We start from the raw sequence: 17,121 nt of genomic DNA, 5'->3' as shown, positions 1-17,121 counted from the left end.
TCAGAAAAGGTTTCCATGAAATAACCGCGCGCATCCCCATGTTTTTTCGGCACAATGCGTTTAACGGCGGGAATTTTTGTATCGGTGATCTGCATGTTTCACTCTGACTTGGACGGCTGCTTATAGCGGCCCCCTCGGCAGATGGTCAATTCGTGCGGTTGCGGATATAAAACACGAAACTCATGTTGATTTATTTTAACATTCACTGATGTGAATTGTTTTTTTATAGACAGAGCGGAACTGAAGTTTGTAATTTGGCGAAACCAGATCACCGGGAAGGCGAGCTTTCGCCCCTTCCGACGCCGGAGAACCTAAGCCGATGCCAGGGTATGCAGCGCCAGAAGCGACGATCCTCCGCGCCAATACACCTGCGGCAAGCCGCACGGTCGCGGCCCAGGATTTGATCCGCGCCACCTGGCAGGAGCACGGCCCAGGCTTTGCCATTGTCTCCTCCTTCGGGGCCGATTCGGCGGTGCTGTTGCACCTTGCTGCCAGCGTCGATCCGCGCATTCCGGTGCTCACGCTCGATACCGAAAAGCTGTTTCCCGCCACGCACCGCTACCGCGAAACCCTGACGGCGCAACTCGGCCTCACCGATGTTCGTCTGCTGAAGCCCGATGCGGTTGCAATCGCAACCCGCGACCCGCTGGGCCTGCTGTTCGATCAAGACCCGGACGCCTGCTGCGCGATCCGCAAGGTCGATCCGCTGGCGCACGCATTGACCGGCTTTAGCGCCTGGGCCAATGGCCGCCGCCGCGATCAGGCCGATACGCGGCGCGGGATTGCGGCGGTCGAGCAGGAAGACGGACGCGTTAAACTCTCGCCGCTGGCCGATTGGTCGGCGGAGGAGATCGAAGCCTATCGGTTGGCGCATAGTCTTCCGGTGCACCCGCTGGTCGAACACGGGTATAAGTCCATTGGTTGCATGTCCTGTACGACCCCCGTTGCCGAAGGCGAGGAGGCGCGCGCTGGCCGCTGGCGCGGGCGGGAGAAGATCGAATGCGGTCTTCACCAAGCCTCGCCGGGGGTAACGCCTCTCCCCACCCCCAAACCTTCCCAAGTCTCTATTTCTGGATCAGGTGAACGCGTGTCCCATTTCCCGCAGGCGCAATCGTCGCCCCTCCTCGCGCCCGAGCGTCTAACCGATCTCGACGCGCTGGAAGCCCAGAGCATTTTCATCTTCCGCGAAGCCTTCGCCCGCATTCGCCCGCTGGCGCTGCTGTGGTCGCTCGGCAAAGATTCGAACGTGATGATCTGGCTGGCGCGCAAAGCGTTCTTGGGGGAAATCCCCTTCCCCGTCGCCCATCTCGATACGGGCCTTGAGTTCGACGAAGCCTATGCCTTCCGCGACACGTACGCGAAGGAATGGAACCTCAACCTCATCGCCGATTCCTGCCCGCCGATTGAAGCGACCGACCCAACCCTGCCGCCCGGCGCGCGGGTGGCGGCGCGCAAAAGCCTAGGCCTCGCCCAAACGGTCGAACGCTACGGTTTCTCGGGCATTTTTGCGGCATCCGCCGCGATGAGCAGGCGACGCGGGCAAAAGAGCGCGTGTTCAGCCCGCGCGGCTGGATGGCACCTGGGACGTGCGCGACCAGCCGCCGGAGTTCTGGGACCAGTTCAACGCCGATTTCCCGCCCGGCACCCATATCCGCATCCATCCGCTGCTGCATTGGACCGAGCTTGATATTTGGCGGTACATCGAACGCGAGGGCATTCCCGTGTGCGAGCTGTATTTCGCCAAGAACGGCAAGCGCTTCCGCTCGCTCGGGGAAAAGGGCATCACCGAGCCCTTCCCCAGCGAGGCCAGCACCATCGCCGAAGTCATCGCCGAGCTTGCGGCGACGCGCACCTCCGAACGGGCCGGGCGCACGATGGACCATGAATCCGAAGATGTGTTCGAACGCCTGCGCGCCGGGGGGTACCTATGAGCCAGCATACTGCTTTTCCCATCGTCATCGTCGGCCACGTCGATCACGGGAAATCCACCCTCGTCGGGCGCTTGATGCATGAAACCGGCGCTTTGGCCGAGGGGGCGGTCGAGGCGCTGCAAGCCTCCTCCGATAAGCGCGGGTCGGTGTTCGAATGGTCGCATCTGCTCGATGCGTTGCAGATTGAGCGCGACCAGGGGATTACGCTCGATACCACGCAAGTGTGGTTCGCCTCCGAAGCCCGCCGCTATGTGATTATCGACGCGCCGGGGCATAAGGAGTTCCTTAAGAACATGGTCACGGGGGCCGCCGCCGCCGATGCCGCGATTCTGGTGGTCGATGCCCGCGCCGGTTTGGCCGAACAAACCCGCCGCCACGCCTATTTGCTGCGCCTGCTGGGGATTACCCAAGTGGCGGTCGCCGTGAATAAGATTGATCTGATCGATCACGACGAAACCCGCTTCGGCGCGGTGGTGGACGAGGTCGGCGGTTACCTGCGCTCCATCGGCATTAATCCGACCGCCCTTATTCCGATATCCGCCCGCCACGGCGACGGCATTATCGCTAACGGCCCGAAAACCCCCTGGTATCACGGCCCATCGCTGCTGCAAGCGCTGGACGCTTTCACCGCGCGTCCGAGCCTCGCGGCGCAGCCCTTACGCTTGCCGGTGCAGGACCTCTATCGGCGCGGTGAGCGGCGTATCGTCGTCGGCCGCATCGAAACCGGGCGGTTGCGCGTTGGCGATACCATTCGCCTTACGCCCGGCAATCGCACGGTGAAGGTGGCGGCGCTAGAGGGCTGGAACCTCTCGGTGCCAAAACTCTCGGCGATTGCGGGCGAAAGCGTGGCGCTGGCGGTCGATGAAGATGTGTTCGTCGAACGCGGCGCGCTGATTACCGAGCCGCCCCCTCGTCCCGGCAAGGCCATCTCATCACGCTGCGGATTTTCTGGCTCGACCGGACCCCGCTGAACGAGGGCGACCGAGTAACTTTACGCATCGGCACAGGCTCCCACGAAGCCACTGTGCGCCGGATTGACGAGGCCTTGGACCTTGATAGTCTGGCTCTCGACCAGTCCGAAGGCCCCGGCCAGCTTGAAAGCGGCGGCATTGCGCGCGTCACGCTGCACAGCCGCCGCCCGATTCTGGGGGATCGCTTCGCCGATAACCCCCGCTTGGGCCGGGCCGTGTTGGCGCGGGACTATCGCTTGGTCGGCGGCGGCATTGTCGAGGAGTTGACGGAAGTCGTGCTCTCAGCCCCGGAAACCAGCGTAACCCCGGAAGAACGCGCGGCCCTCAACGGCCATCGCGGCGGGGTTCTGTGGCTGACCGGCCTATCGGGCTCCGGCAAATCGACGATTGCTCAGCGACTTTTGCGGAAACTGACCGATCAGGGCCGCCTTGCGACCGTGCTCGACGGCGATACTTTGCGCCTTGGCCTGTCGCGCGATCTTGGCTTCACCGCTGATGACCGGGCCGAACAGGTGCGGCGTACGGCGGAAGTCGCAAAACTCATGGCGAATAGCGGGTTAATCGTCATCGCCAGCCTGATTTCGCCCCGCCAAGCCGACCGTGATCTGGCGGAGACGATCATTGGCGATGACTTCCACGAAGTTTTCGTGGATGCTCCTCTAGAAACTTGTATTACGCGTGACCCGAAAGGCCTGTACAAACGGGCCAAAGCGGGCGAAATCCCGAATTTCACCGGGGTTTCTGCCCCTTACGAAGCCCCCCAAGATCCGGCGTTGCGGCTTGATACGGCCAAACTTTCGCTGGAGGACGCCACGGACGCGCTGCTGACCTATGCGGAAGCGCAGCTCGCCCGGCGAAATGAGAATTACGTATTAGGCCCCGCCTATATTTGATCCCCTTGTCCCCGACGGAGCTCCAATGATCTTATTCCGCCGGATTCTGCTTGTGGGGGCGCTGGCTTTCGCCGCCGCGCCCAGTTTTGCCGCCGATATCTCGCTGCTGAACGTCTCTTACGATCCGACGCGCGAACTCTTTTCCGAAGCGAATAAGATTTTCGCCGAGCAATGGAAGGCCAAGACTGGCGATACACTGAGGGTGAAGGCGTCGCACGGCGGTTCGGGCAAGCAGGCCCGTTCGGTCATCGACGGTCTCGCCGCCGATGTCGTTACCCTGGCGCTCGCCCATGACATCGATGAAATCGCCAATAACAAGTTGCTGCGCCCGGACTGGCAGACGCAGTTCCCCGATAATTCGACGCCCTTCTACTCCACCATCGTCTTTCTGGTCCGCAAAAATAACCCGAAGGCCGTGAAGGATTGGAACGATCTGCTGCGCCAAGACGTGAAAGTTATCACGCCCAACCCGAAAACTTCGGGCGGGGCGCGCTGGAACTATCTCGCCGCCTGGGCCTATGCGCTCAAGCTGCCGGGCGGGAATGAGGCGAAGGCGAAGGATTTCGTCCGCGCGCTGTTCAAGAACGTGCCGGTGCTGGATAGCGGCGCGCGCGCCTCCACCATCACCTTCGTTCAGCGCAATATCGGCGACGTGCTGCTGGCCTGGGAAAACGAAGCCTTCCTGGCGCAGAACGAGCTCGGCAAGGATAAGTTCGACATCGTCATTCCGTCGCTGTCGATCCTGGCCGAACCGCCCGTCGCCATCGTCGATTCGGTGGCCGATAAGCGCGGCACGCGTGCCGTGGCCGAAGCCTATCTGAAGTTCCTCTACACGCCGGAAGGGCAAGCCTTGGGCGCAAAGCATTATTATCGCCCGCGTTTGGCCGAATTGGCCGAGAAAGTGGCCGATAAATTCCCGAAACTGACCCTGGTGACGATCGACGAGCAGTTCGGCGGCTGGCGGAATGCGCAAAAGACGCATTTCTCTGATGGTGGCACGTTCGATGAGATCATAAAGTAAGGCATGACCTCGCTTCCTCCGACCGTAGAGACCGCCTCGCTCCCATCGTCGCCGACCTATCGGCGGCGGTGGGTGTGGAAGCGGGCCTCCGTTCTACCGGGCTTCGGCCTGACGATGGGCCTTACCCTGTTCTGGCTCAGCATCATCGTACTGATCCCGCTCGGCGGCATGATCCTGAAAACCGCAACTCTGGGCTGGGATGCCTTCTTCAATGCCATCAGTACCCCGCGCGTCTTGGCCGCCCTGCGGCTCAGTATCGGCGGGGCCTTGATCGCGGCGCTGATTAATGCCGTCTTCGGCTCGATCATCGCCTGGGTGCTGGTGCGCTACCGCTTCCCCGGTCGCCGAATCGCCGATGCTTTAGTCGATATCCCCTTCGCGCTGCCAACAGCGGTCGCCGGGATCGCGCTCACTACGCTGTTTGCCCAAAACGGCTGGCTCGGCGCGCCGCTGGATAAGCTCGGGATTCAGGTCGCCTATACGCCGTTGGGGGTGATCGTCGCGCTGATTTTCGTCGGCTTTCCCTTCGTCGTGCGCACGGTGCAGCCGGTTCTGGCCGATCTTGACCCGGAGATCGAGGAAGCGGCCCTTTGCCTGCGTGCGAGCCGCTGGCAGACCGTGCGCCGGGTAATCCTGCCCTCCCTGTTCCCCGCCCTCGTCACGGGGGCCGCCTTGGCCTTCGCCCGCGCGGTGGGAGAATATGGTTCGGTCATCTTCATCGCCGGGAATCTACCGATGGTCTCGGAAATCGCGCCGCTGCTGATCGTGATTAAGCTCGAAGAATTCTCCTACGCCGAAGCGACCGCCATCGGAACCATCATGCTGAGTTTTGCCTTTCTCATGCTGTTGGCGCTGAACGGCTTGCAACGCTGGTCGCGCCGCTATGAGGAGGCGCAATGATGGCCCCGCCGACCGAGCCGCGCTGGGTGCGCTATATCCTGATTACCGTCGCCATGCTGTTTCTGACCGGGCTGGTCGTTTTACCGCTGGTGCTGGTGTTTGCCGAAGCCCTGCGCCAAGGCATCGGGGCCTATGTTGCCGCGCTGACCGATCCGGACGCCTGGGCTGCGATCAAGCTAACGTTGCTGACCGCCGCCGTCGCCGTGCCGTTGAACCTGATCTTCGGGGTGTCGGCGGCCTGGGCGATCACCAAGTTCGACTTCAAGGGCAAGAGCCTGCTCATCACCTTGATCGATCTGCCGTTTTCGGTGTCGCCGGTCATCGCCGGCCTGATCTTCGTGCTCTTGTTCGGCTTGCAGGGCTGGTTCGGGCCGTGGCTGCGCGCCCATGATATTCAGATTCTGTTCACGCCGATTGCTATCATCCTCGCCACGATCTTCGTTACCTTTCCCTTCGTCGCCCGCGAACTGTTGCCGCTGATGCAGGAGCAAGGACGGCAGGAGGAAGAGGCGGCGCGGGTGTTGGGCGCTTCCGGCTGGCAGATTTTTCGGCGTGTCACCCTGCCGAATATCCGCTGGGGGCTGCTTTACGGCGTGCTGCTCTGTAACGCGCGGGCAATGGGCGAATTCGGCGCGGTTTCGGTCGTCTCCGGCCATATCCGGGGCGAGACCAACACCATGCCGTTGCACGTTGAAATCATGTATAACGAATATGCGTTCACGGGGCTTTCGCCGTCGCTTCCCTGCTGGCCTTGCTGGCATTGGTGACACTGATTGCAAAAAGCTTGCTCGACGCCGTCTTGGAACGGCGCGAACAGCGCGCGCCTTAACCCCCGAACGCCTTGGAGGTCCGTCATGGATATTACCGTTAGCGGCCTAGTCAAAGGCTTCGGCAGTTTCACCGCTCTACACGGGGTGGATCTCGACATTCACACCGGCGAGTTGATGGCGATTCTGGGGCCGTCGGGCTCCGGGAAAACCACGCTGCTGCGCCTGCTGGCGGGGCTGGAACAGCCGGACGCGGGCTCGATCCGCTTCGGCGCAAAAGATGTGGCGGGGAACCTGCCGGGCGACCGCGATGTGGGCTTTGTCTTTCAGCATTACGCCCTGTTTCGGCATATGAGCGTGTTCGAGAATGTCGCCTTCGGTTTGCGCGTGCGCCCGAGCAAGACCCGCCCGCCGGAAGCCGAAATCCGTAAACGCGTCAATGATTTGCTTGCACTTGTTCAAGTCGATTGGCTGGCGGACCGCTACCCGGCGCAACTCTCCGGCGGTCAGCGGCAGCGCGTGGCGCTCGCCCGCGCGCTTGCCATCGAACCGCAAGTCTTGCTGCTCGATGAGCCGTTCGGCGCGCTCGACGCCAAAGTGCGCCGGGAACTGCGGCGCTGGCTGCGCGACCTGCACCGCCGCTTAGGAATGACCACGGTTTTCGTTACTCACGATCAGGAAGAGGCGCTCGATCTCGCCGACCGGGTGGTGGTGATGGGGCAAGGCCGGGTGGAGCAAATCGGCGCACCGCAGGAACTCTACGATTCGCCCGCCAATGCCTTCGTCTATCGCTTCTTGGGCGAAACCAATGAGTTACGCGCCTCTTTGCAAGCGGGCCGCGTTCGGGTTCAGAACACCCCTATTGCCGAGGCCGCGCGCATCAATGTCGCCGAAACCGCCCGCGAGGCCGACGATGGCACCCTCTTCGTTCGGCCGCATCTGCTGAGCCTGACCCCCGATCCGCACGGCATCGCCACCGTGACCCATGTCTCCTTGGTCGGCGCGATGCTGCGGGTGGAGGTGGAAACCCAGGATGGGCAGAATTTGCACGTCGAAGTTCCGCGCGGCCCCAGCATCGATCTGGTACCAACCCCGGGCGAGCGCGTTTCGCTCACGGTGCGCGGCGGGTTGTTCGTGGCGGCGTGACTATAGGTCGGGGGCGATCAGCTTTTCCCGAACCAGCCGATCCAGCAGATCATAGCCATAGTCGCTCATCTCGGCGAAGGAGACCGAGAGCGCTTGGCCCTTATCGTCCACGCGGGCAACGCCGCCGGAAAACACGGCGATATCGTCGTTCGGGCCGATGATGATCCCCAGCAGCGGCGTTTGCGGCACCGGGGCTGTGGGCGGCAGTTTCAGTCGTAAGCCGCCGTAGGACCAATCCAGGGTTTCATAATAATGGCCCTGGATTTTCACCGTCAGGCGCGGCGTGACCATGCGCTGATTGCCCCGGCGCGGGCGGGGACCGGAAACCGGCTTTTGACGCGTCACGACGAGAGTGGACATGGCAACGCCTCCGAAAGATCGTTCCTGTCATACTAGGATCAAACCCGTTTAAAATCAATTCACAAAAGCTATCTGTTCGTCTTTCATCACAGCTGTGGCATCACAGCTCAGGGCCGCGCGCGGCCAAGGCCCTTAGCCGCTCCAACGCCCCTTGCAGGATATAGGCTGCCGCCATCTTATCGACAATCTCGGCCCGGCGCGCGCGCGACAGATCGGCTTCCAGCATGAGCCGCGTCACGGCAACAGTGGACAGCCGCTCGTCCCACAGCGCCATCGGCAGGGCGGTTTTCTCCGAGAGATTATCGATGAAGGTCCGCGTCGATTGCGCGCGCGGCCCCTCCGAGCCGTCCATATTCACCGGCAGGCCGATGACCAGCCCGCCGACCTCGCGCGCTTTGCAGAGCTTCAGCAAGGCCTCCACATCGGCGGTAAACTTGGTCCGGCGGATCGTCTCCACCGGGGTTGCCGATAGGCCGAGCCCGTCGGAGATCGCAAGACCGATGGTTTTGGTGCCAAGATCGAGCCCCAGCAGGCGGTACCGCCGAGTTGCGAGCACAGCGGCGAGTTCGGAAAGATCGACAAGAGCCATGCCTTGTCCTAGCACTGGAAGCCCAACTGAAACAATGCTGGAGAGCCTCCGTGCCGCCCCTTGCCCCAACCTTGGAAACCCCGCGCCTGCGCCTGAGGATGCATACCATCGACGATTGGGAGGCGATGATCGAGCTTTGGACCCATCCCGATGTTGTCCGTCACATTGGCGGCGGGGCGATCGGAACGCGACACGATGTCTGGTTTCGGCTGCTGCGCCACATCGGGCATTGGGCGGCGCTGGGGTTCGGCTATTGGGCGCTTGAAACGCGCGATACCGGCACCTTCATCGGCAGCGCGGGGCTCGGCGACTATCGGCGCGAGATGGAGCCGCCGATGCAGGGCATCCCTGAGGCGGGCTGGACCATTCATCCCGACTATCAGGGCAAAGGCTTCGCCACTGAGGCGATGCAAGCCGTCATCGCCTGGGCGGAAGCGGAAAAATTGCCTCCGGCTTTTTGCATCATTTCTCCAGAAAATGCCCCGTCCATTCGCGTTGCCGAGAAACTCGGTTTCAGGTTGGGCGAAACTGCAATTCTGCGGGGCGAGACCATTCATCTGTTACGGCGGTAATCATGGCCAAACCCCTCCCCGCGCCGGTCAGTCAGGCCGTTACCCTGTTGCAAGCGTGCCTCGCCGATCGCGGCGAAGTGCGCCCGCGCGCCATGTTCGGCGGCTATGGCCTCTATCTCGACGACCAGATGATCGCCCTGTGGGACGCGGCGGCGCTCTATCTGAAAACCGATCCCCTCACGGCCCCGCTCTTTGCTGCCGAGGGTCTACCGCCGTTTAGCTATCGTAAGGCGACGGGGACGGTAACGGTTATGTCCTACTACCGGGTTTCCGATACCTGGGACACGCCCGACACGATGGAGCCTTGGGCTAATCTCGCCGCTGAAGCCGCGAAAAGATCTGTAGAATCGATAAATAAGTAATAATTTATCGTTGAGAAACATAAAAAACAGTTTTACTATCTGGTTATGGACGAGATTGACCGGACCCTGATTTCCCTTTTGCAGCAGGAAGGCCGCCTGCCGCAATCCTTGTTGGCCGCCGAAACGGGCCTGAGCCAATCGGCGGTCCACGAGCGTCTGCGGCGGCTGACGGCCTCCGGCGCGATTAAGATCGTCGGGGTGGCCGATCCCCAGGCGGTCGACCTCACCCTACTCGCCTTCGTCTTCGTCGGGCTGGACCGGCCCGAGCGCGATGACGGCTTCCGGCAGGCGATGAGTGCGGAACCGGCGGTGCTGGAATGCCACCATATTACCGGCGACTGGTCCTATTTGCTCAAAATCCGTGCCGCAACGGTGGCGGGTCTTGAAGCGGTGCTGACCGAGCGGATCAAGCGACAACCGGGCGTCGTGCGGAGCCACACGATGCTAGCGCTCTCCACGGCGAAGGAAACCCATAGCTTGCCGATTCTCCCCGCGCCGAAAGCCTAAATTTATCATGATGAGCTTCTTTCTTCAGGCTTGGCCTTAGGGCTGTTACTTGCCGTTCAGGTCGGCCCGATTGCCCTGCTCTGCCTCGACCGCACGCTGCAAGGCGGCATCCGGCGCGGGTTTGCCGTGGCCTTGGGGGCGTCGATTGCCGATGCGACCTATGCACTGATCGCCCTCTTTAGCCTTGCCGCCCTCGGCGTTTGGGCACGAACGATTTCCCTGCCGATGCAGATCGGCGGCGGCCTGCTGCTGCTCTGGCTGGCCTGGGCCGCGTGGAACAGCCGGAACGCAGTGCGCCAAGCGGCGGACGCCACGCGGGAGACGAGTTTTCTCGGCGATACGATTACGGTCATGGCGCTGACGCTGAGCAATCCGCTCACCGTGATCTATTTCGGCGGGCTGTTTAGTTCCTTAGGCGGGCTGGAGGCGGGGCTGGGGGAACGGTTCGCGCTGGCGGGCGGTTTGGTGGCCTCGACCGGCGGAACGCTGGTGCTGCTGGTCTTTGTCGCCGAATGGCTGCGCCCGCGCCTCTCACCGCGCCGAATGGCCCTGATGAACGGGCTTGCCGCTCTGGGGCTACTGGGTTTTGGCGTCTGGACACTGCTGCAAGCGGCCCAGAGCGGCTTTTAAAGCGCCTCAAAGGGGTTTTCGACCATCAGATTGAACCCGGAGAAGTCTTTAACATTGCGGGTCACAAGAACGCAGGAATGCACTTTCGCCGTTGCCGCGATCAAGAGATCGGCACTTGGCGGCCCTTTGCTGCCGAGAAGCTCGGCAGCGGCAAGGCAAATACTCGGGGTGAGCGGCAACAGACGCTCGCCAAACTTCGGGATCAGGATAGTGCTAGTCCAGGCCTCGAAGACCCGCGCGCCGCCCTCATCGCCCTTCCCGCGCAGATGATTGGCCCCGGCAGCGATTTCGAACAGCGTAATAGCGCAAAGATAGAAACGATCGGGGTCTTTTGGGCTGGCCCAAGCTTGCACGCGGCTATTGGCCCGCCCACCTTTGCGGAGTTCCGAGATAACGTTGGTATCGAGCAGGTACTTAACCATCGAGGTCGGCAACGCGCAGAGGCATGCGGACCGAGGGCAATTCGGCGTCGGTCTGTCCCGCGCTGGCAAAATAAAGATGCGTCGGCACCCGTTCGCTAACAAGGCGGTTATAGGTCTCGACCGACAGCAGAACATGAGTGGGTTTATTGTGGTTGGTGATAATTACGGCGTTACCGTCCGAGGCGAGGCGCTTCGCCGTGGCGACGCCGCTGACGAATTCGCGGCCGGTCATTTCGTGCGTTTGCATTCCGTAGGTCCGCTCTTGGGGAGGTTTTCGATGAAAATTATATTATTTTTAAAAGTTTGAACAATTGAAAAACGTTCAACCCTCCTGCCTCGGATCGCCGGATAAGAAATCCTGCGAAACAAAAGCAGCCCTGTTGCACCGCGCCCACGAGGGGTGTTAGCAATCGACGCTGTTATTTTTAGACCCGTTTACAGGAAGGTCGCGCCCGTCATGGCCTTGGATCAAGACACGGTACGCCGCGTTGCCACATTGGCCCGCATTAAAGTTGAGGAAAAAGACCTCGCGTCGCTCGCCACCGAAATTTCGGCGATTCTCGGCTGGATCGAGCAATTGAGCGAAGTGAATACCGACGGCGTGGCGCCGCTGGCCCGCGTCGTGAATATGAAATTGCCGATGCGCGACGATGTCGTGACCGAGCCCGATCAACACGAAAAAATTCTGAAGAATGCGCCACAGTCCGCTGAAGGCCGCTTCTTCACTGTTCCGAAGGTCGTTGAATAAGATGAGCAAACTGACCGATCTGACCATTACCGAGGCCCTGGACGGGCTGGCCGCGAAACACTTCACCTCGGTGGAACTGACCGACGCGCATATCGCCGCCTCGGAAGCCGCCCGCCCGCTGAACGCCTATATCACCGAAACTTTCGATGCCGCGCGTGAGGCTGCCAAAGCTTCCGACGTACGCCGCGCGAAGGGCGAGGCCGGGGCGCTCGAAGGCATTCCTGTCGGCATTAAAGACCTGTTCTGCACCGAAGGCGTGCGGACCACGGCAGCCAGCCATATTCTCGATGGGTTCGTGCCGCCTTACGAGTCGACCGTGTCGGGCAAGCTGAAAGCCGCCGGCTCCATCAGCCTCGGCAAGCTCAACCTCGATGAGTTTGCGATGGGCTCGTCGAACGGCACCTCCTATCACGGGCCGGTGATTTCGCCGTGGAAGCGCGCGGGCTCGGATGTTGATTTGGTTCCGGGCGGCTCCTCGGGCGGTTCGGCGGCGATTGTGGCGGCGCGCGGCGTGATGGCGGCAACCGGCACCGATACGGGCGGCTCGATCCGCCAGCCCGCCGCCTTCTGCGGCATCGTTGGGCTGAAGCCGACCTATGGGCGCTGCTCGCGCTGGGGCATCGTCGCCTTCGCCTCCTCGCTCGACCAAGCCGGGCCGATGACGCGCTCGGTGAAGGATGCGGCCCTGATGCTGAACAGCATGGCGGGCTTCGATCCGAAGGATTCGACCAGCGCGAATATCGCCGTGCCGGATTTCACCAAGGCGCTGACCGGCGACGTGCGCGGCCTCAAGGTCGGCGTTCCGGCGGAATATCGCGTCGATGGCACCAGCCCGGAAATCGTGAAACTCTGGGATCAGGGGATCGAGTGGCTGAAGCAGGCGGGGGCGGAAATCGTCTCGGTCTCGCTGCCGCACACGAAATATGCGCTGGCGACCTATTACATCATCGCCCCCGCCGAAGCCTCCGCCAACCTCGCCCGCTACGACGGCGTGCGCTTTGGTTTGCGCGTGCCCGGCAATACGCTGGATGAAATGTACGAAAACACCCGCGCCGCCGGGTTCGGCCATGAGGTTCAGCGCCGCATTCTCATCGGCACCTACGTGCTCTCGGCGGGCTATTACGACGCCTATTACCTGAAGGCGCAAAAGGTTCGCGCCCTGATCGCCGACGATTTCAAGAAGGCGTTCGAGCAATGCGATGTGCTGCTGACCCCGACCGCGCCGACCCCGGCCTTCGGGCTGAATGAGAAAAATGACGATCCCATCGCCATGTATCTCAACGACGTCTTCACCGTCCCTGCCAGCCTCGCCGGGCTGCCCGGTTTGGCCGTGCCGACGGGGCTGTCGAACGATGGCCTGCCGCTGGGGCTGCAAATCCTCGGACGGCCCTTCGATGAAGAAACCGTGATCCGCGTCGGCGGCGTGCTGGAAGCGGCGGCAAGCTTCACCGCCCGTCCCACCTTCGGCCAGGGAGCGTAACCATGACCGAAAACAAGAACATCATTCAGGGTAAAACCGGCCCGTGGGAACTCGTGATCGGGCTGGAAGTCCATGCCCAGGTCATCTCCAAGGCGAAGCTCTTCTCTGGGGCTGCGACCGAATTCGGGGCCGATGCCAACGCACAGGTTTCGTTCGTCGATGCGGCCATGCCCGGCATGCTGCCCGTCATCAACCGGGTGTGCGTCGAGCAAGCGATTAAGACCGGCCTTGGCATCAATGCCACCGTCAACACGCTCTCGGTCTTCGACCGGAAGAACTATTTCTACGCCGATCTGCCCCAGGGCTATCAGATCTCGCAGTTCACCCAGCCGATCGTGACCGGCGGGCATATGACCGTCGATCTTGCCGACGGCAGCGAAAAATACATCGGCATCACCCGCCTGCATCTGGAGCAGGACGCGGGTAAATCGATGCACGATCAAGACCCGCGCCTCTCCTACATCGATCTCAACCGGTCGGGCATCGCCCTAATGGAAATCGTGTCTGAGCCGGATATTCGCTCGTCCGAAGAAGCCGCCGCCTACCTCAAGAAGCTGCGGGCCATCCTGCGCTATCTCGAAACCTGCGACGGCAATATGGAAGAAGGCTCGATGCGCTGCGACGCCAACGTCTCGGTGCGCCGCCCCGGCGAGCCCTTCGGCACACGCTGCGAAATCAAAAAACGTTAACTCCATCCGCTTCGTTGCGCAGGCCATCGATTATGAAGCCCGGCGCCAGATCGAAGTTCTGGAAGATGGCGGCAGCATTCGCCAGGAAACCCGCCTGTGGGATAGCGCCAAGGGTGAAACCCGCGCGATGCGCTCCAAAGAGCAGGCGCACGACTACCGCTATTTCCCGGACCCCGACCTGCTGCCGCTCGAAATCGACCCGGCCCAGATCGAGGCCATCCGCGCCGCTATGCCGGAGCTGCCCGATGCCCGCCGCGCCCGCTATATGGCCCTCGGCCTGTCGCGTTACGACGCCAGCGTGCTCGTGTCGGAAAAGGAGACCGCGCTCTATTTCGAAGCCGTGGCCCAAGGCCGCGACGCCAAGATCGCCGCCAATTGGGTGACGGTGGAACTATTCGGCGCGCTCAACAAACTCGGTAAGACCATCGAAGAACCCCCTGTTTCGGCAGAAGCTTTGGGCGGTTTGATCGATCTTATTTCTAGCAATAAGATCAATAATAAGATCGCCAAAGACGTGTTCCAGATCATGCTGGAAACGGGTGAAGCCGCCGCCGATATCGTTGAAAAGCACGGGCTCGTGCAAGTCACCGATACCGGGGCCATCGAGGCGGCCATCGATGCCATCCTCGCGGCGAACCCCGATAAGGTCGCCGAATTCCGGGGCGGTAAAGACAAGCTGTTCGGCTTCTTCGTCGGCCAGACCATGAAAGCCACCGGCGGCAAAGCCAATCCGGTGATGCTCAACGATCTGCTGCGCGCAAAGCTGGAAGGGTAATCTGTCTGGGGTTTTACCCCTGACAACCCCAGCCAAGGGGCTTGCCCCTTGGCGATCCCTTTTTCTTGAGTATTTCTTGCTCTCCTCCCCCTAACCCATTCTTTGACAAAGAAAATGGTTTCCAAAGGGCTAGCCCTTTGGCGGGGGTATCGGGGGCGGAGCCCCTGATGACACCTCCCCGCCCGCTCCTCATCTTCGACTCCGGCCTCGGCGGTCTGTCCGTCGTGGAAGCTTTGCGGGTACAGAAGCCGCAGGGGGCGATTGCCTATCTGGCCGATAGCGCCTGGCTGCCCTATGGCACCAAGGCGGATGATGTGCTGCTAGCGCGCATCGAGAGCCTGCTGGTCGAAACCTGCGCCGAACTCGATCCGTGTGGGTTGGTGGTGGCCTGCAACACCGCCAGCACGATTGCTCTGCCCGCTTTACGCGCGCGGCTCAGCATCCCCGTGATCGGCACCGTCCCGGCGGTCAAACCGGCGTGCGAGGGGAGCCGCAGCGGCGTGATCGGCCTATTGGCGACGCCGGCGACGGTCAACCGCCCCTATATCGATGATCTCATGGCTCGCCACGGCGCGGGTGTAACGCTGCATCGGCATGGCTCGGCCAAACTCGTGCTGATGGCGGAAGCGGCGCTGCGGGGCGGGGCGCTCGATCCGGTGGCGGTCGCCGAGGAACTGGCCCCGCTCACGGACGTTCCCGATCTCGATACAATCATTCTCGGCTGCACCCATTTCCCGCTGATCCGAGTGGCCCTAGAAAATTCCGCGCCGGGGCTTAGCTTTCTCGATAGCGCCGCTGCCATTGCCCGGCGGGTTGCTGAAGTCGTGCCCGACTGGGCCGAGGGTCCGTCCTGCGGGTTTTTCACGGCTCCTGAGGATACACACCTGCTATCACCCTGCCTTGCGCGACTCGGTATCCCCAAGTTTTTCGGGGCCTGGACGCCTGATGAAGGAAAAGACTTCGATGCCGTTTGACGCCGTAATTTTCGATATGGATGGGCTGCTGCTCGATAGCGAGAGGATGTTTCGCATCGTCTGGCAGTTGGCGGCGACCGATCTCGGCGTCGAAATGAATGATGAAGTGTTTCTCTCCTTGATCGGCCTCAACCGCCGCTCGGCGGAAGAGCGCTTGAAGAGCGTCTACGGCCCGTCCTGGGACCATGAAGCCCTCTATGGCCGCATCGAGCACCATTGGCAGGGCATCGGCGGCCATGACGCCATTCCGCTGAAAACCGGCGTCGGCGAACTGCTGGACCATCTCGACGCCGCCGCCCTGCCCCGCGCCGTCGCCACTTCGACCGCGCGGAAAGCCGCCGAACAGAAGCTGACGAAGGTCGGTCTATTACCCCGGTTCCACGGGCTCGTCGGCGGCGATGAAGTGGCGGCAGGCAAACCCGCCCCCGACCCGCTACCTGAAAGCCGCCGCACTGCTGAAGGTCGATCCCAGCCGCTGCCTTGCCCTGGAAGACAGCCCCAACGGTCTGCGTGCCGCCCGCGCCGCCGGGATGACCGTCATCATGGTCCCGGACCTCATCGCCCCCACCGACGCCTTGCGCGACGTGGCCCATCACGTCATGGACGATCTCCATAGCGTGCGCGATTGGATCACCGGACTGCAGCGGGTTAGCACTGCCGAAAGCCTGCCCCAACGCTAACGGGTTGACAGGGGGGGCTTCCGGCGGCTAGACACTCCCTTGCATACGTCGTGTCAATATCAGCTTGACCAACAACGGTGTTCTCCGGCGGGAGGGTGGCCGAGTGGCTGAAGGCGACGGTTTGCTAAACCGTTGTACGGGTTAAACCGTACCGTGAGTTCGAATCTCATCCCTTCCGCCAACTTCTTCTTTTTCAATGAAATCAATAAGATAGACCCCAGGGAAACCCTGGGGTTTTTTCATATCCGGGGCAATTGGGGGCATCAAAGGGCAACCGAGCGCATACGATTTTACCCAAGATTTACCCAAGAGGTTGATTGATAATCCCTAAAGATTTTCTCGGATAAGGCTTTTTTAAGCATCGAATGGGGTTTTTGGGTAAATCTTGGGTAATGGTTAATTTTCAGCCATGCGTTAGGCACATAGAGCGGTTTCATTAGACGCATATAGGCCTAAACGTCAAAAGTATCGATCTGTTTGAGGGTTTCAGATTTTCGCCGCAAAACTCGGTTCGAGGCGCTTTCTTCAAAATTTTCAGCGTAATGCGTCGAATAAGACCCATCTTTCCGCCAGAGTAGTTTTGCCTAATTTTTGTGCGCTTCTGTGTCAAGAAAAAACAGGTGCAACCGAATCCAATACAGTGCTATTCATTTTTCACGGCAAGATCAGCCGGAACGAACCGAAAGGTAAATGACAAAGGGAGA

At 61.4% G+C, this 17,121-nt stretch carries 19 protein-coding genes, 1 tRNA gene and 3 pseudogenes; 19 read left to right on the top strand and 4 right to left on the bottom strand.

Going from position 1 to position 17,121, the window contains the following annotated elements; genetic code table 11:
• The first annotated feature begins 319 nt into the window (after nucleotides 1-319).
• The 8 genes and pseudogenes from VZ95_RS29585 to VZ95_RS00880 all read left to right on the top strand — a co-directional run bounded on the left by VZ95_RS29585 (nucleotide 320) and on the right by VZ95_RS00880 (nucleotide 7,629).
• On the top strand, nucleotides 320-1,687 hold the full coding sequence (locus VZ95_RS29585; RefSeq protein WP_456297661.1) for a phosphoadenylyl-sulfate reductase: 1,368 nt from the start codon (nucleotides 320-322) through the stop codon (nucleotides 1,685-1,687).
• On the top strand, nucleotides 1,587-1,931 hold the full coding sequence (locus tag VZ95_RS29580) for a phosphoadenosine phosphosulfate reductase domain-containing protein (protein WP_198148014.1): 345 nt from the start codon (nucleotides 1,587-1,589) through the stop codon (nucleotides 1,929-1,931). The genes VZ95_RS29585 and VZ95_RS29580 overlap by 101 nt, the downstream gene beginning before the upstream one ends.
• On the top strand, nucleotides 1,928-2,902 hold the full coding sequence (locus VZ95_RS26450) for a GTP-binding protein (RefSeq protein ID WP_232302424.1): 975 nt from the start codon (nucleotides 1,928-1,930) through the stop codon (nucleotides 2,900-2,902). The genes VZ95_RS29580 and VZ95_RS26450 overlap by 4 nt, the downstream gene beginning before the upstream one ends.
• The gene (cysC, locus tag VZ95_RS26445) at nucleotides 2,863-3,795 is read left to right on the top strand and encodes an adenylyl-sulfate kinase (protein WP_408606053.1); all 933 of its coding nucleotides are present in this window, start codon (nucleotides 2,863-2,865) and stop codon (nucleotides 3,793-3,795) included. The genes VZ95_RS26450 and cysC overlap by 40 nt, the downstream gene beginning before the upstream one ends.
• A gap of 25 nt (nucleotides 3,796-3,820) precedes the next feature.
• Nucleotides 3,821-4,816, top strand: a complete 996-nt coding sequence (locus VZ95_RS00895) for a sulfate ABC transporter substrate-binding protein (protein WP_045774204.1) — start codon at nucleotides 3,821-3,823, stop codon at nucleotides 4,814-4,816.
• 3 nt (nucleotides 4,817-4,819) lie between these two features.
• A complete protein-coding gene (gene cysT, locus VZ95_RS00890; RefSeq protein ID WP_045774203.1) occupies nucleotides 4,820-5,716 on the top strand; it encodes a sulfate ABC transporter permease subunit CysT in 897 nt (298 codons plus the stop codon).
• A 53-nt stretch (nucleotides 5,717-5,769) separates the two neighbouring features.
• Nucleotides 5,770-6,545: pseudogene (cysW, locus tag VZ95_RS00885) on the top strand (sulfate ABC transporter permease subunit CysW).
• Between the two features lie 25 nt (nucleotides 6,546-6,570).
• Nucleotides 6,571-7,629 carry a sulfate/molybdate ABC transporter ATP-binding protein gene (locus VZ95_RS00880; RefSeq protein WP_045774202.1) on the top strand — a complete coding sequence of 353 codons (1,059 nt, stop codon included), beginning with the start codon at nucleotides 6,571-6,573 and terminating at the stop codon, nucleotides 7,627-7,629.
• Here the strand turns inward: VZ95_RS00880 and VZ95_RS00875 are convergent, their stop codons facing one another.
• Together VZ95_RS00875 and ruvX are read right to left on the bottom strand one after the other, a co-directional pair.
• Nucleotides 7,630-7,989, bottom strand: a complete 360-nt coding sequence (locus VZ95_RS00875) for a PilZ domain-containing protein (protein ID WP_045774201.1) — start codon at nucleotides 7,987-7,989, stop codon at nucleotides 7,630-7,632.
• A 100-nt stretch (nucleotides 7,990-8,089) separates the two neighbouring features.
• Nucleotides 8,090-8,578, bottom strand: a complete 489-nt coding sequence (gene ruvX, locus VZ95_RS00870) for a Holliday junction resolvase RuvX (RefSeq protein WP_045774200.1) — start codon at nucleotides 8,576-8,578, stop codon at nucleotides 8,090-8,092.
• Between the two features lie 50 nt (nucleotides 8,579-8,628).
• On the opposite strand from ruvX, the gene VZ95_RS00865 reads away from it, so the two are divergent.
• From VZ95_RS00865 to VZ95_RS00850, 4 genes are read left to right on the top strand one after another with little or no spacing between them, the layout of a single operon-like run.
• Complete coding sequence (locus VZ95_RS00865) at nucleotides 8,629-9,150, top strand: GNAT family N-acetyltransferase (protein ID WP_052711363.1); 522 nt, start codon at nucleotides 8,629-8,631, stop codon at nucleotides 9,148-9,150.
• Nucleotides 9,151-9,152: 2 nt separating this feature from the next.
• On the top strand, nucleotides 9,153-9,512 hold the full coding sequence (locus VZ95_RS00860) for a TfoX/Sxy family protein (RefSeq protein ID WP_052711362.1): 360 nt from the start codon (nucleotides 9,153-9,155) through the stop codon (nucleotides 9,510-9,512).
• 45 nt (nucleotides 9,513-9,557) lie between these two features.
• Nucleotides 9,558-10,019 (top strand): Lrp/AsnC family transcriptional regulator, encoded by a 462-nt coding sequence (locus VZ95_RS00855; RefSeq protein ID WP_045774199.1) that lies wholly within the window; start codon nucleotides 9,558-9,560, stop codon nucleotides 10,017-10,019.
• A 30-nt stretch (nucleotides 10,020-10,049) separates the two neighbouring features.
• The gene (locus VZ95_RS00850) at nucleotides 10,050-10,649 is read left to right on the top strand and encodes a LysE family translocator (protein ID WP_052711361.1); all 600 of its coding nucleotides are present in this window, start codon (nucleotides 10,050-10,052) and stop codon (nucleotides 10,647-10,649) included.
• Here VZ95_RS00850 and VZ95_RS00845 read toward each other — a convergent pair.
• Both VZ95_RS00845 and VZ95_RS00840 read right to left on the bottom strand, forming a co-directional pair.
• Nucleotides 10,646-11,071, bottom strand: a complete 426-nt coding sequence (locus tag VZ95_RS00845; protein WP_045774205.1) for a type II toxin-antitoxin system VapC family toxin — start codon at nucleotides 11,069-11,071, stop codon at nucleotides 10,646-10,648. The genes VZ95_RS00850 and VZ95_RS00845 overlap by 4 nt on opposite strands.
• The gene (locus tag VZ95_RS00840) at nucleotides 11,064-11,318 is read right to left on the bottom strand and encodes a type II toxin-antitoxin system prevent-host-death family antitoxin (protein ID WP_045774198.1); all 255 of its coding nucleotides are present in this window, start codon (nucleotides 11,316-11,318) and stop codon (nucleotides 11,064-11,066) included. The genes VZ95_RS00845 and VZ95_RS00840 overlap by 8 nt, the downstream gene beginning before the upstream one ends.
• A 210-nt stretch (nucleotides 11,319-11,528) precedes the next feature.
• Here VZ95_RS00840 and gatC point away from each other — a divergent pair, with 210 nt between their 5' ends.
• The 7 genes and pseudogenes from gatC to VZ95_RS00810 all read left to right on the top strand — a co-directional run bounded on the left by gatC (nucleotide 11,529) and on the right by VZ95_RS00810 (nucleotide 16,598).
• A complete protein-coding gene (gene gatC / locus VZ95_RS00835; RefSeq protein ID WP_045774197.1) occupies nucleotides 11,529-11,819 on the top strand; it encodes an Asp-tRNA(Asn)/Glu-tRNA(Gln) amidotransferase subunit GatC in 291 nt (96 codons plus the stop codon).
• Nucleotides 11,812-13,299: an Asp-tRNA(Asn)/Glu-tRNA(Gln) amidotransferase subunit GatA gene (gene gatA, locus VZ95_RS00830; protein ID WP_198148012.1), complete on the top strand. Its 1,488-nt coding sequence runs from the start codon at nucleotides 11,812-11,814 to the stop codon at nucleotides 13,297-13,299. Before gatC ends, gatA begins: the two co-directional genes overlap by 8 nt.
• Before the next feature lie 2 nt (nucleotides 13,300-13,301).
• A pseudogene (gene gatB, locus VZ95_RS00825) lies at nucleotides 13,302-14,763 on the top strand (Asp-tRNA(Asn)/Glu-tRNA(Gln) amidotransferase subunit GatB).
• A gap of 167 nt (nucleotides 14,764-14,930) precedes the next feature.
• A complete protein-coding gene (murI, locus tag VZ95_RS00820; RefSeq protein ID WP_045774195.1) occupies nucleotides 14,931-15,737 on the top strand; it encodes a glutamate racemase in 807 nt (268 codons plus the stop codon).
• Nucleotides 15,709-16,116, top strand: a pseudogene (locus VZ95_RS29055) (HAD family hydrolase); the annotation flags it as partial. The gene murI and the pseudogene VZ95_RS29055, both read left to right, overlap by 29 nt.
• A gap of 19 nt (nucleotides 16,117-16,135) precedes the next feature.
• The gene (locus tag VZ95_RS29050) at nucleotides 16,136-16,417 is read left to right on the top strand and encodes an HAD family hydrolase (protein ID WP_052711360.1); all 282 of its coding nucleotides are present in this window, start codon (nucleotides 16,136-16,138) and stop codon (nucleotides 16,415-16,417) included.
• Between the two features lie 89 nt (nucleotides 16,418-16,506).
• A tRNA-Ser gene (locus VZ95_RS00810) sits at nucleotides 16,507-16,598 on the top strand.
• The last annotated feature ends 523 nt before the right edge of the window (nucleotides 16,599-17,121 follow it).

Origin of the sequence: Elstera litoralis (assembly GCF_000963705.1) — a bacterium.
Classification (GTDB): Bacteria; Pseudomonadota; Alphaproteobacteria; order Elsterales; family Elsteraceae; genus Elstera; species Elstera litoralis.
Note: the sequence above shows the minus strand (reverse complement) of the source record. Positions and strands in the feature narration are given on the sequence as shown.